The sequence below is a fragment of the Pseudomonas sp. 22189 genome, from assembly GCF_052045635.1.
Taxonomy (GTDB): domain Bacteria; phylum Pseudomonadota; class Gammaproteobacteria; order Pseudomonadales; family Pseudomonadaceae; genus Aquipseudomonas; species Aquipseudomonas parakoreensis.
In genome coordinates this window covers 143,957-156,478 of record NZ_JBQEPG010000007.1, presented here as the reverse complement: position 1 = coordinate 156,478, position 12,522 = coordinate 143,957, and the positions used below count along the sequence as shown (strand labels likewise).

The window sequence follows — 12,522 nt, the reverse complement described above, 5'->3', positions numbered from 1 at the left end:
AGACTGCGATCTTTTGATCTTCAGCCAACCCGCCGCCAGACACTCGCCAGCCAAGGCTGCTGCTCGCGCGGCAATCCCGCCGGCCGGTAGTAATGCTCAAGCTCGACAAACCCCGCCGCCGTCAGCAACCCGCGCCACGCGTCCAAGTCGTGATATGAGCCGTAGCGTGGCCCATTCCAGCCCTCACGGTTATTCCCGCGCGGATTGGAACTGAACAACACCCCACCCGGCTTCAGCGTGCCATGCAACTGCTTGAGCACTCGCGGCAACTCCTGCAACGGCACATGAAACAGCACCGCATTGGCGAAGATGCCGTCGAAGCGCTCGGCCGGCAGATCGAGTTTCAGAAAGTCCTGCTGCCAGACCTCGCAACCGCTGTCCTCACGGGCCATGCGCGCAAATTCCTCTGAGCCATCAAGGCCGACCGCGACGTGGCCCATGCGGGTGAACGTCTGCAAATCACGGCCGGGGCCGCAGCCGAAATCGAGCAGGGTGAACGGCGCCGGACCCTGGATGTGGCGAAGCAAGGCGTCGATGTTCTGGCTGACATCGTGATCGCGGGTGCCTTCGCGGAAGTCTTCGGCCACCGAGTTGTAGTGGCCGAGGGTGGTGGCGGTGATCTGTTCCAGATCGGTGGGAGTCTGTTTCATGGGGCGGACTGTTTGGGGGAGTTGAGCAGACTATAAGCGCTTTCGCGCTTTAAAAGATCGCAGCCTTCGGCAGCTCCTACAGAAGATCGCATTCCCCTGTAGGAGCTGCCGAAGGCTGCGATCTTTTGATCTTGCTTCAGCGCTTGTTCAGACCTCTGGCGAGGCGATCGCCGCCCAACTGAATCACCGCCACCAACGCCACCAGCAACACAATCACCGTCAGCATGATCTGGCTGTCGAAACGTTGATAACCGTAGCGGTAAGCGATATCGCCCAAACCGCCGGCGCCAATCGCTCCGGCCATGGCTGACGAGTTGATCATCGTCACCAGCGTAATCGTGAACCCGCCGACGATCCCCGGCAGCGCTTCAGGCAACAGCACATGCCAGACGATGTGCCAGCGCCGGCAGCCCATGGCTTGCGCCGCCTCGATCAAGCCGTGATCGACCTCACGCAGACTCACTTCGGCAATCCGCGCAAAGAACGGCGTCGCGGCGATGGTCAGCGGCATCACCGCCGCCCACACACCGTACGTGGTGCCGACAATCAGCCGGGTGAACGGAATCAGCGCGACCATCAGAATCAGAAACGGGATCGAGCGGAACAGATTCACGAACGCGCCCAGCGCCCGGTTGAGCAGCGGCGCCTGATAGATCCCGCCCTTGTCGCTGGTGACCAGAATCACCGCCATCGGGATCCCCACCAGCAAGGCGATCAGCGACGACACGCCGACCATCAGGAAGGTGTCAATGAAACCCTGGAGCAAGCGATCAAACCACATAACCCGATACCTCCACTCGTTGCGCCCACTGCCCGGCGCGCTCGCGCAATTGTTCGGCACTCAAGGATGAGCCGCTGACCGCCAGCAACAGGTGTCCCAGCGCGTGGCCCTGAATCCGCTCGACGCCGCCCTGCAGCAACTTCACGCGTCCGCCGAGAGCGGCGAACAGCGCCGCCAGATCCGGCTCGTCGGCGGCGCCACCGGTGAACTGCAAACGCAATACCACCGCCGCGCCCGGGGAGGGCGGCTGGGCATGCAGACGGCTTTGCAGCTCTTCCGGCAGTGCGTGTTGCAGCGGCGCGAGCAAGGTCTGACTGACCTCGTGTTGCGGATTGCCGAATACCTCCCAGACCGGGCCTTGCTCGACGATCCGCCCGTGTTCCAGCACTACCACGCGGTCGCAGATTTCGCGGATCACCGCCATTTCATGGGTGATCAACACGATGGTCAGGCCGAGGCGCCGGTTGATCTCGCGCAGCAGGCCGAGGATCGACTGAGTGGTCTCGGGATCGAGCGCCGAAGTGGCTTCGTCGCACAGCAGAATGTCCGGGTCATGCACCAATGCGCGGGCGATGCCGACACGCTGTTTCTGCCCGCCGGAAAGCTGCGCCGGGTAAGCCTTGTGCTTGGCTTGCAGGCCGACCAGTTCGAGCAGCTCACGAACCTTCTGCTCGCGTTGCGCCTTCGGCACGCCCGCGACTTTCAGCGGCAGTTCGACGTTCTGCCACACGGTCTTGGCCGACATCAGGTTGAAGTGCTGGAAGATCATGCCGATGCGCCGCCGCAGCGTGACCAGCCGGTCTTCATCGAACTCGCCGATGTCGACCTGATCGATCAGCACCCGTCCCGCCGTCGGTTGTTCCAGACGATTGATCGTGCGGATCAGTGACGATTTGCCGGCGCCGCTGCGGCCGATGATGCCGAACACCTCGCCGCGCTGGATCGCCAGGTCGATGCCTTGCAGGGCCGCGATTGGGCCTTGTCGACCTTCGTAGGTTTTACCCAGGCCGATGAAGCGCACGTGGGCGCGATTCAGCTCGGGATGCAGTTCGGTTTTTTCAGCATGTTTTGGCTCTGGAATCTCCAGTCGCCGTTGGATCGCGGCGGTCATGTTCAGCTTTCCCAACCGGCCTGATACAGCTTGCCGTGAGCCTTGTCCAGCGCGGCGCGAACGGCCGGCGAGTGCTGGTAGATGTCGACGAATTTGATCAGGCGCGGGTCGTCCTTGCTCTTCGGCTGGATGACGAACTGGATCACGTATTCCTTGTGGTCGAGGCCGTCGAACAGCAGTGCGGAGCCGGCGTCGAAGGTCTTCGCCAGACGAATGTAGGCCGGGTAGCCCTGGACCAGATCGGCGTCATCGTAGGCGCGCACCAGTTGCACGGCTTCGACTTGCAGAATCTTGATCTTCTTCGGGTTGGCGACGATGTCGTCTTCGGTGGCCTTGTAGCCGACGCCAGGTTTGAGGGTGATCAGGCCAGCCTTGGCCAGCAGTTGCAGACCGCGACCGCTGTTGATCGGGTCGTTGGCGATGGCGACGCTGGCGCCTTCGGGCAACTCGTCGAAGCTTTTGTATTTTTTCGAGTAGAGGCCGACGTTGTTGATGATCCCCGGGGCGAACGGCACCAGGTCAAAACCGGAGGCCGCCTTGGCGTTTTCGAGGAACGGGATGTGCTGGAAGTAGTTCACGTCGATGTCGCCGGCGGCGAGGCTGACGTTCGGTGCGATCCAGTCGGTGAACTCCACCAGCTCGACTTTCAGGCCTTGTCTGGAGGCTTCCTCGACGGCGGCTTCCAGCGGAATCGCGAAGGCAGCGGTGGTGCCGATTTTCAGTGGTGCATCGGCGGCGAACACCGCCGAGCTGAACAGGCCGAAGGCCAGGGCCAGTGCTTTGACTGGGTGGGACAGAAGTTTCTTGGTCATGGTGATTTTTCCAGTCAGTGCATGAATTTTGTGGTGTCTGGTCGGGCCTCATCGCTGGCAAGCCAGCTCCCACAGGTTTTATGAACGCCACAGACCCTTGTGGGAGCTGGCTTGCCAGCGATGCTTTTAGCGGCGGTACGAAGATCCGGTATGTTGCTCAGGTAACTGCGCCCCTGCGTGAAACAGCTTTTCGCGCAGGCTGCCGCTGTCATACGCAGTCTTGTACGACCCGCGCCGCTGCAACTCCGGAATCACCAGCTCGATGAAATCGACATAGCTTTCCGGGGTCACGATGCGCGTCAGGTTGAAGCCGTCGAGACCGGTTTCAGCGATCCACGCTTCCAGTTCATCGGCCACTTGCTCAGACGAGCCGACCACGGTGATGTAGCGGCCACCGAGAGCGTGCTGGTCGAGCAATTTGCGGCGGGTCCAGTCGTTGTTCTGCAGGTTTTTGGTCGCGGACTGGATGGCGTTGCTCTTGACGTACTGGATCGGCTCGTCGATTTCGTATTGAGAAAAATCGATGCCGGTGGACGCCGAGAAGTGCGCCACACCGGCCTCGGCACTGGCATGACTCAAGTACTCGGCGTGCTTGGCCCACGCGGCTGCTTCGGTGGCGCCGACGATCACGTTGAGGCCCATGAACACCTTGATATCCTCAGGATTGCGCCCGGCCTCGACCGCGCTGGCGCGGACCTTGTCCACCTGCACCTTGGTCGACGGTTTGTTCTGGCCGCTGATGAACACGCACTCGGCGTGACGCCCGGCGAACAGCAATCCACGATCGGAACTGCCAGCCTGGAACAGCACAGGCGTGCGCTGCGGCGACGGCTCGCAGAGGTGATAACCCTCGACTTGATAGAATTCGCCGTGGTGCTCGACCTTGTGCACCTTCTCCGGCTGGGCGTAGATGCGCTGCACGCGGTCATTGAGTACCGCACCGTTTTCCCAACTGCCCTCCCAGAGTTTGTAGAGCACTTCGAGGTACTCGTCGGCCTGATCGTAGCGACGGTCATGCTCGACCTGTTCGCGCAGGCCCATGGCCTTGGCGGCGCTGTCGAGGTAACCGGTGACGATGTTCCAGCCGACCCGACCGCGGCTCAGATGATCGAGCGTGGACATGCGGCGGGCGAACAGATAGGGCGGTTCATAGGTGAGGTTGGCGGTGAGGCCGAAACCGAGATTTTTCGTCACCGCCGCCATGGCTGACACCAGCAGCAGCGGGTCGTTGACCGGCAACTGGATCGACTCTTTCAGCGTGACATCCACCGAGTTCTGGTAGACGTCGTACACGCCGACGATGTCGGCGATGAACAGCCCGTCAAACAGCCCGCGCTCCAGCAACTGCGCCAGTTCTGTCCAGTACTCGATGGTGTTGTAGCGCGTCGACGTGTCGCGTGGATGCGTCCACAGGCCGTGGTTGATGTGGCCGATGCAGTTCATGTTGAACGCGTTGAGCAGGATCTTCTTTTTCGCGCCGCTCATCAGATCGTTCCTCGCAGCGGAGGCTTTTCATCGTTGAGGTAGTAATTGCCCACCGCGTGATACTTCCAGCGCACCGGGTCATGCAGAGTGTGCACGCGAGCGTTGCGCCAGTGGCGGTCGAGGCCGTGCTCGATCAGCGTTGCCTGGCTGCCAGCCAGTTCGAACAGCGTGCTGCCGGCGGCAAGCGAGATTTCAGTGCTGATCGCCCGTGCTTCGGCGACGGCAATCGACGCGGCAGCGACGGTTTCGGTATTAGTCTCGGCCTGGGCCTTGTCGAGAAATTCGCCGGCGCGTTCAAGCAGCGCTTCGGTGGCGTGCAGGCGGATGCTCAAGTGGCCGAAACTCTTCAGGGTCAGCGGGTCTTCGGTGGCCTTGTCGGTGCCGGAGTCGATCCACGGACGCGTCTTGCTACGCACAAAATGCAGGGCATCTTCGTAAGCGGCGCGGGCGATGCCGGTGTCGATGGCAGCGTGGAGGATCTGCGCCAGCGGGCCGACCGTGGTCGGACGCTCGAAGGCGCTCTGGAACGGAATCACGTCGTCGGCGGCGACGTAGACGTCTTCGAACACCACCGAACCGCTGCCGGTGGTGCGCTGGCCGAAACCGCTCCAGTCGTCGATCACCGTCAGGCCTTGGCTGTCACGCGGGACGAAGGCCAGTTGCTGCACGCCATTTTCATCAACCACCGACGTCGGGATGCGCTGCGCGTAGATCGCGCCGGTCGCATAAAACTTGCGCCCGTTGATGCGGTAGCCGTCGCCGTCACGCTTGAGGCGGGTGACGCGGTCGTGGGCGGTTTTGGTACCGAGTTCCGCCAAGGCGTTGCCGAAGCGCTGGCCGGCCAGCACCTCGGCGTACAGCCGTTGTTTCTGCTCGTGGCTGCCGTTAACGCGCAGCACTTCGAGGGCGTAGAAATGGTTCTGCGGAATCTGCCCCAGAGAGCCGTCAGCCTGAGCGATCAGGGCGATGACTTTGGCCAGGGTCACGTTGGACACGCCGGCACCGCCGTATTCCTTGGGCACGCTGATGCCCCACAGGCCGGAGCGGGAAAACACGTCGAGTTCCGGCAGTGGCAGGCGGCGTTCACGGTCGCGCACGGCACTGTCGCGTTTGAAATCTTCGGCCAGATCGCTGGCGACGATCAGGGCTTGCTCATCGCTGGTGATGACCGCGACGGGGTGGGAAAAAGTCATGGTTCTCTCCAATGCCTTTGAGAAAGTGTGCGGTCGTCAGATCCAGGAATGGCGGGCCGGCAAAGTACCGTTCAGGCGATAGGCGCCGACCGCGTGATATTTCCAGCGCACCGGGTCGTGCAGGGTGTGTACGCGGGCGTTGCGCCAGTGGCGGTCGAGGTTGAATTCGGCGAGGGTCGCGCGGCTGCCGGCCAGTTCGAAAAGCTTTTCGCTGGCCAGCAGTGAAATCTCGGTGGTCAGCACTTTGGCCTCGGCCACGGCAATCGAGGCGCGGGCGGCGGACTCGGCGGTGAGCGGTGCGGCGTGCACCTGATCCAGCACTTGCCCGGCCTTGCGCAGCAATGCCTCGGCGGCGTGCAGTTCGATTTTCAGTTTGCCGATGTCGGCGATCACGTAGAGGTCATCGCTGGCGCGTTCCACCTTGGCGTCGATCCACGGCCGTGCGCGGGTTTTGACGAATTCGATGGCGTCGTCGATGGCACCTCGGGCGATACCAGCGTCGATGGCCGCTTGAATCAGCTGCGACACGGCACCTTGGGTATTCGGCTTCTCGTTGATCTTCCAGTTGTCGACGACCAGGCTCGACTCGACGCGCACGTTGTTCAGCACAATCGTGCCGCTGGCGGTGGTGCGCTGCCCGAAGCCCGACCAGTCATCAACGATGCGCAGGCCCGGGGTGCCACGGCGGACGAAGGCCAGCACTTGCTTGCCGTCGTCATTGAGCGCCTTGACCGCCACCCAGTGCGCGAACAGCGCGCCGGTGGAATAAAACTTCTGGCCGTTGAGCACATAGTCATCGCCGTCGGCGGTGATGCGCGCTTTCAATTCCAGGGTATTTTTGGTGCCGCGTTCAGGGCCGGCATTGCCGATGCGCCAGCCTTCCAGAACACTCTGGAACAGCTGTTGTTTCTGCGCCTCGGTGGCGCTGCCGAGCACCAGATTGATGATGCCGAACTGGTTCTGCGGGATCTGTCCCAGCGCCGGGTCGGCCGCGGAAATGATCGCGAACACCTCGGCCAACGTGACAAACGAAACCTGTGGGCCGCCGTATTCACGGGGGATGGCAATGCTGCCCAGACCGCTGCGGGTGAACTGTTCGATTTCCGACCACGGCAGCTTGCGCTGGCGGTCGCGCCTGGCGGCCTGCACGCGGGCGACTTGCGCCAGCTCATGGGCGGCCTTGATGGCTTGGGTGTCGTTGCGCAAGACCTGCGCGGGCAACAACAACGGGGCGATGTCCAGATCCGACTGGACGTTTGCATCGGCCAGACTGGACATCAGTGCCGCTCCCTGGCTGCACGCAATGCCCTGGCGATCTGCACTGGGGTGATTGTGTTCCGGACCATACTACCTACCTCACATCTCATGAAAAACGCCGCAAAAGTGCGGCGAACGAAAGAATGTCCGGTGGTCCGGTTCATATACCCTAAGCGTGTATAAATATTAAATAAACTAACTTTTAGGAATATGTATAGAAGGGGCGGTGGTCGGGTTGGTTAACAGTCTCTCAGCCGTGGCAATACAACCTGTGGTGAGGGGATTTATCCCCGACCGGCCGCGCAGCGGCCCTTTCTGAATCATAAAAAACGGGATTGCTTCGCAGTCCATCGGGGCGGTACGACTTCCCTGGATCCCCTCACTACAAAGCCCCATGAGTACAGGAATGCGGCATCAATCCTTGGTCGATTCAGCGGCCTTCAGATCCTGGCGCAGCGGCACCTTCAGATAAGGATTCACGCAACCGATCTTCAGCGTCCGTGGCGGTGCCCAGCGTGAGTTGTTGCCGACCCAGTCGATGACGCAGTAGGTTACGTCGAGGCGCAGATCCTCACCGCCCTCGACAATCACTGCCGGTGGCACCCAGACCTGAATCGGCAGGCCGACATCGGCAGCGGTGATTCGGGCCAGGTCCATGCGCACATCGCCCCAGCGCAAGGTGATGGCGTCGTCCTCGGCCATGTTCCGGTAGGGTTCGATGGTCAGGGGCACACCGCGTTTGATCTGATTGGGGTTCACGCCCTGGCGGCGGATGGTGTCGGGTACCGTGACCGGCGCCAGTTGCTGATTCTCGTCACCGCACAACGCCGAAGGCTGGCCGCCTGGGCAGTCGAGCTTGACTTGAACCCGGGTTGCCGCCGACAGCGCCGGTCCCTGCCCGATTTGCATGACCCGATAGTGAATCCGTGCGGTACCGCTGGCGATGAAGCTCTCCGGCACTCGCAGACTGACCGATGTGCCGAGGTCTTCACTGGTCAGGACGCGTGAGGCGACGTAGCAGTTGTTCCAGAACAGTTCGATCAGATCGCCGGCGTCCATACCGGGGTACGGCAGAACATCGATCAGCAGATGCGCGGCCGCGGCCAGGTTGACGGCGTTTTTCTGCGCGGCTGCCAGGTGTGGGGCTGCCAGTTCGGGGGTATGCGAAGTGCGGATCATCGGGCTCTCTCCTTGAAATCTTGCGGCGAATTCCGTTTCTTGAAAAAACAAAAGGCGTGATGAATCGGTTATGCAGCCTGAACTTTTGTTCAGACTCAGTGCGAATTGATTCAACTAGTGGGTGCCGGTTGACGACTAGATAAGAGTGTGCGGGAAAGAGTGTCAATAGAGTGTCTTAGTTAATCCGTGAATTACCGATTAATCAGAAGATTCCTACGTTGTGCAGTCACGCTGCCTAGCCGCAATGGCGAATGGAACTACGGTTTTTTGGCAGTTTTTATTGTTTTAGTGCAGGCGAGTTTGGATCGTTTCGCAGGCAAAGAGATGCGCAACGGATTAAGCCCAACGGCTGCAGAACATGTATGTATTGTTTTGACAGGTTTTAGAATGGAGGGGCTTAGATGTTAGTGTAGGCGGGAAAAGTATAACTTCCATCCATGGAAGTTAATGACTCCAGACAATAAGCTTCTCAGGCGTGATTCAGAAACTTGCTGAGAAACTGTTTGGTGCGCTCTTCTTTCGGGTTGGCAAACAAGGCTTTGGCTTCGCCTTGCTCGACGATCACGCCCTTGTCAAAAAACACCACACGGTTGGCCACATCGCGGGCGAACCCCATTTCGTGAGTGACGATGACCATGGTGCGTTTTTCTTCAGCCAGACCACGAATGGTCGCCAACACTTCGCCGACCAGTTCCGGGTCGAGCGCCGAGGTCGGTTCGTCGAACAGGATCACTTCCGGTTCCATCGCCAGCGCCCGGGCAATCGCCACGCGCTGTTGCTGACCGCCGGAGAGACGACGCGGATACGCATCTTCCTTGCCGGCCAGACCGACCTTGGCCAACAGCTTCATGCCCAGGGTAACGGCTTGTTCGCGCGGCATCTTCTTGACCACGATCGGCCCTTCGATGACGTTTTCCAGGGCGGTGCGGTGCGGGAACAGGTTGAAGTTCTGGAATACGAAACCTACGTGCTGGCGCAGGTTGCGCACCAGGCTTTGTTGCTGGCTCAGAGGACGGCGGGTATCGATCTCGATATCGCCGACCTTGATCCGGCCGCTGGTGGGCTCTTCAAGGAAATTCAGGCAGCGCAGGAACGTGGTTTTACCCGAACCGCTGGGGCCGATGATGGCCACGACCTCGCCTTCCTTTACTTCAAGATCGATGCCTTTGAGCACCTCTTGACCCTTGAACTGCTTTGTCAGTTTTTCCACGACAATCATGGGTCAGGACTCCTGGTCGTGCCGATTGGCCCGCTCTTCCAACTTGTTCTGCAGATGCGAGAGCACCGTGGCCAGAATCCAGTAGATCAGCGCGGCGGCAAGATACATGGTGAAGACTTCGAAAGTCCGGGCGGTAATCAGCTGTGCCTGGCGGAACAGTTCCGGCACCTGAATGGTGGCGGCCAGTGCCGTGTCCTTGACCAGTGAAATGAAGCTGTTGCCCAACGGCGGCAGCGCCGTGCGCATGGCCTGCGGCAGGATGGCCCGGCGCAGGGTTTGCGCACGGGTCATGCCGATGCTCGCAGCGGCCTCCCATTGACCACGTTCGATCGAACCGATCGCCGCGCGGAGGATTTCACAGGCGTAGGCGGCCATGTTCAGCGAGAAGCCGATCAGCGCCGCCGGCAGCGGATCCAGTTCCAGACCCAGTTGCGGCAAGCCGTAATAGATCACGAACAGTTGCACCAGCAACGGCGTGCCGCGGAAGAACGACACGTAGATGCGGGCAATCCAGCTCACCAGTTTGAAGCGCGACAGGCGCATCAAGGCCAGGCCGAAGCCCAGCAGCAAGCCGAAGAACATGCCGCCCAGGCTGAGGATAACCGTGTAGTACGCGCCCTTGAGCAGAAAGGGCGCGGAGTCCAGTGCGAGTTGGAAAGCTTCTTCCATTATTTGGTGACGTCAGCGTTGAAGTATTTCTTCGACAGCTTCTCAAGGGTACCGTCGGCACGCAGCTCGTCGAGGGCTTTGTTCACCGCAGCCAGCAGCTCAGGCTCGCCTTTGCGCAGGGCGATACCGGATTCCTGACGGGAGAACGCTTCACCGGCAGCCACGGTTTTCGGGGCTTTCTTGGCGTATTCCAGTGCGGCCAGACGGTCGATCAAAATGGCGTCGGTGCGGCCGTTGTTCAGGTCGGCGAACTTGGTCGGATCATCGTCGTAGGTGCGCACGTCAGCGCCCGGCACGTTGGCGCGAACCCATTGTTCGTAGTTGGTGCCCAGGCCGACACCGACTTTCTTGCCAGACAGGTCGGCAGCGGTCTTGATGTTCAACTTGGCTTCCTTGTCCTTCAGCACCAGCGCCTGGATCCCGGAAACGGTGTACGGCTCGGAGAAGTCATATTTCTTCTTGCGCTCGTCGGAGATGGTCACTTGGTTGACCACGACGTCCAGACGCTTGGATTCCAGCGCGGCGAGGATACCGTCCCACTTGGTCGGCTGAATCTTGGCTTTCACGCCGAGTTTCTGCGCCAGGGCTTCGGAGAGCTCGACTTCGAAACCGGACAGTTTGCCGTCGGCGTCAACGAAGCTGAACGGTGGGTAAGTGCCTTCCAGGCCGACGTTGATGACGCCTTTGTCCTTGATCTGTTGCAGCTGCTCACCGGCGGTTGCCTGGCCGATCAGGCCGGCGCTCAGTGCAAGGCCCAGCGAACCTACCAGCAGAGTGCGACGTAGTGCGGAAAAATTCATGACAAGCCCCTGTGTTTTCTTATGGAAGACGCTTAAGGAAAGTTGGCGAATCCGGGAGTTCAACGACTGCGTTATCGTGCCCTAAAGCAGCTTATGCGTCTTGCCCGAAATTCGCCTGCGGCGAGACTATAAGATGTCTGTTTTAGACTTGAAAATACTTAATGATCTTTCTGTTATTCCAATTTCGAATATATATGATCAATTGTGGCGAGGGGATTTATCCCCAATGGGGCGCGAAGCGGCCCTCTCTTCTGACTTGAAGAGCAGGGGACTGCTGCGCAGTCCAACGGGGATAAATCCCCTCACCACAGAAATTCTTGCAGCAGTGAGGATCAGCTTGTCAGCGAATCCCTGTAGGCAAACAACGCCGGCGCTCCACCGGTATGCAGGAAGATGATCGGGCCCTCGTCGAAACGCTGGCGGCCGATCCCGTCGAGCAGACCAGCCATGGCCTTGCCGGTATACACCGGGTCGAGCAACACCGCGTCCTGACTGGCCAACAGTTTCACCGCCGCCAGTGTCCCGGCATTCGGCTCGCCGTAACGCGGACCGAAGTATTCGTCCCACAACTCGACTTTGAAGTTCACTGGCAATTTCACGCCCAGCAGGTCCGCCGTACGTTCGGCCAGACCTTGCACTTTCGGGCGCTGATCTTCTTCGCTGCGCGATACCGTCACGCCGATCACCGGCAATTGCGGCAGCGCTTCGCTCAACGCCAGCGCCAGACCACTGTGGGTCCCGGCGCTGCCCGAGGCCAGCACCACGGCGGCGAATTCCAGGCCGGTGTCCTTGATCTGCTCGGCCAGTTCCAGACCGGCACGCACGTAGCCCAATGCACCGAGAGCATTGGAGCCACCGATCGGCACCAGATACGGTTTCTTGCCATTGCTGCGCAGGCGCACGGCGAGTGCGGCGAGTTGTTCGTCGGCGTTGTCGAGGTTGTCCACCAACTCGACCTTGGTGTCGAACAGATCGAGCAGCAGACGGTTGCCGTTGCCGGTGTAATTGCTGTCATCGGTGCCCAGCGGATTTTCCAGCAGCGCCACGCAACCCAGGCCGAGTCTGGCCGCCAGCGCGGCGGTCTGGCGTACGTGGTTCGATTGCAAGGCACCGGCGGTGATCAGCGTGTCGGCGCCTTGGGCGAGGGCGTCGGCGGCGAGGTATTCGAGTTTGCGCAGTTTGTTGCCGCCCATGGCCAGCGGCGTCAGGTCATCGCGTTTGATGTACACATCGCGGCCCAGCCAGGCGGACAGGCGTTCGAGTTTTTCCAGAGGCGTCGGTTGGCCGAGCAGGTCGAAACGGTTAAAGCGATCCAGCTGTTGTTTGATCATGAGCCCGTACTGGCGGAGGAAGATGACAGGACTAT

At 60.6% G+C, this 12,522-nt stretch carries 12 protein-coding genes; all 12 read right to left on the bottom strand.

Annotated features, from left to right (window positions below):
* Positions 1–20: 20 nt before the first annotated feature.
* Complete coding sequence (locus ACTJKS_RS09775; RefSeq protein ID WP_440828824.1) at positions 21–650, bottom strand: class I SAM-dependent methyltransferase; 630 nt, start codon at positions 648–650, stop codon at positions 21–23.
* A gap of 136 nt (positions 651–786) precedes the next feature.
* Positions 787–1,431, bottom strand: coding sequence for a methionine ABC transporter permease (locus tag ACTJKS_RS09770; protein ID WP_440828823.1), 645 nt, complete (start codon positions 1,429–1,431; stop codon positions 787–789).
* Positions 1,421–2,542, bottom strand: a complete 1,122-nt coding sequence (locus ACTJKS_RS09765) for a methionine ABC transporter ATP-binding protein (RefSeq protein WP_108181357.1) — start codon at positions 2,540–2,542, stop codon at positions 1,421–1,423. Before ACTJKS_RS09765 ends, ACTJKS_RS09770 begins: the two co-directional genes overlap by 11 nt.
* Positions 2,543–2,544: 2 nt before the next feature.
* Positions 2,545–3,354 carry a MetQ/NlpA family ABC transporter substrate-binding protein gene (locus ACTJKS_RS09760; RefSeq protein WP_108181358.1) on the bottom strand — a complete coding sequence of 270 codons (810 nt, stop codon included), beginning with the start codon at positions 3,352–3,354 and terminating at the stop codon, positions 2,545–2,547.
* A 126-nt stretch (positions 3,355–3,480) separates the two neighbouring features.
* On the bottom strand, positions 3,481–4,839 hold the full coding sequence (locus tag ACTJKS_RS09755) for an LLM class flavin-dependent oxidoreductase (protein ID WP_108181359.1): 1,359 nt from the start codon (positions 4,837–4,839) through the stop codon (positions 3,481–3,483).
* Positions 4,839–6,032: an SfnB family sulfur acquisition oxidoreductase gene (locus ACTJKS_RS09750; protein WP_108181360.1), complete on the bottom strand. Its 1,194-nt coding sequence runs from the start codon at positions 6,030–6,032 to the stop codon at positions 4,839–4,841. Before ACTJKS_RS09750 ends, ACTJKS_RS09755 begins: the two co-directional genes overlap by 1 nt.
* A gap of 36 nt (positions 6,033–6,068) precedes the next feature.
* Positions 6,069–7,310 carry an SfnB family sulfur acquisition oxidoreductase gene (locus ACTJKS_RS09745; RefSeq protein ID WP_108181361.1) on the bottom strand — a complete coding sequence of 414 codons (1,242 nt, stop codon included), beginning with the start codon at positions 7,308–7,310 and terminating at the stop codon, positions 6,069–6,071.
* A 393-nt stretch (positions 7,311–7,703) separates the two neighbouring features.
* On the bottom strand, positions 7,704–8,468 hold the full coding sequence (locus tag ACTJKS_RS09740) for a hypothetical protein (RefSeq protein ID WP_041071176.1): 765 nt from the start codon (positions 8,466–8,468) through the stop codon (positions 7,704–7,706).
* Between the two features lie 469 nt (positions 8,469–8,937).
* The gene (tcyN, locus tag ACTJKS_RS09735) at positions 8,938–9,687 is read right to left on the bottom strand and encodes an L-cystine ABC transporter ATP-binding protein TcyN (protein ID WP_108181362.1); all 750 of its coding nucleotides are present in this window, start codon (positions 9,685–9,687) and stop codon (positions 8,938–8,940) included.
* Positions 9,688–9,690: 3 nt separating this feature from the next.
* Entirely contained in the window at positions 9,691–10,356 is a 666-nt protein-coding gene (gene tcyL / locus ACTJKS_RS09730) for a cystine ABC transporter permease (RefSeq protein WP_003220607.1), read from the bottom strand.
* Complete coding sequence (gene tcyJ / locus ACTJKS_RS09725) at positions 10,356–11,156, bottom strand: cystine ABC transporter substrate-binding protein (protein ID WP_041071182.1); 801 nt, start codon at positions 11,154–11,156, stop codon at positions 10,356–10,358. Before tcyJ ends, tcyL begins: the two co-directional genes overlap by 1 nt.
* 332 nt (positions 11,157–11,488) lie before the next feature.
* Positions 11,489–12,487, bottom strand: coding sequence for a D-cysteine desulfhydrase (locus ACTJKS_RS09720; RefSeq protein WP_108181363.1), 999 nt, complete (start codon positions 12,485–12,487; stop codon positions 11,489–11,491).
* Positions 12,488–12,522: the final 35 nt, after the last annotated feature.

Coding starts and splice junctions, on each gene's coding strand:
- tcyN (WP_108181362.1), bottom strand. CDS start 9,687: ATGATTGTCGTGGAAAAACTGACAAAGCAGTTCAAGGGTCAAGAGGTG.
- ACTJKS_RS09740 (WP_041071176.1), bottom strand. CDS start 8,468: ATGATCCGCACTTCGCATACCCCCGAACTGGCAGCCCCACACCTGGCA.
- ACTJKS_RS09770 (WP_440828823.1), bottom strand. CDS start 1,431: ATGTGGTTTGATCGCTTGCTCCAGGGTTTCATTGACACCTTCCTGATG.
- ACTJKS_RS09760 (WP_108181358.1), bottom strand. CDS start 3,354: ATGACCAAGAAACTTCTGTCCCACCCAGTCAAAGCACTGGCCCTGGCC.
- ACTJKS_RS09720 (WP_108181363.1), bottom strand. CDS start 12,487: ATGATCAAACAACAGCTGGATCGCTTTAACCGTTTCGACCTGCTCGGC.
- ACTJKS_RS09765 (WP_108181357.1), bottom strand. CDS start 2,542: ATGACCGCCGCGATCCAACGGCGACTGGAGATTCCAGAGCCAAAACAT.
- ACTJKS_RS09745 (WP_108181361.1), bottom strand. CDS start 7,310: ATGTCCAGTCTGGCCGATGCAAACGTCCAGTCGGATCTGGACATCGCC.
- ACTJKS_RS09755 (WP_108181359.1), bottom strand. CDS start 4,839: ATGAGCGGCGCGAAAAAGAAGATCCTGCTCAACGCGTTCAACATGAAC.
- ACTJKS_RS09750 (WP_108181360.1), bottom strand. CDS start 6,032: ATGACTTTTTCCCACCCCGTCGCGGTCATCACCAGCGATGAGCAAGCC.
- tcyL (WP_003220607.1), bottom strand. CDS start 10,356: ATGGAAGAAGCTTTCCAACTCGCACTGGACTCCGCGCCCTTTCTGCTC.
- tcyJ (WP_041071182.1), bottom strand. CDS start 11,156: ATGAATTTTTCCGCACTACGTCGCACTCTGCTGGTAGGTTCGCTGGGC.
- ACTJKS_RS09775 (WP_440828824.1), bottom strand. CDS start 650: ATGAAACAGACTCCCACCGATCTGGAACAGATCACCGCCACCACCCTC.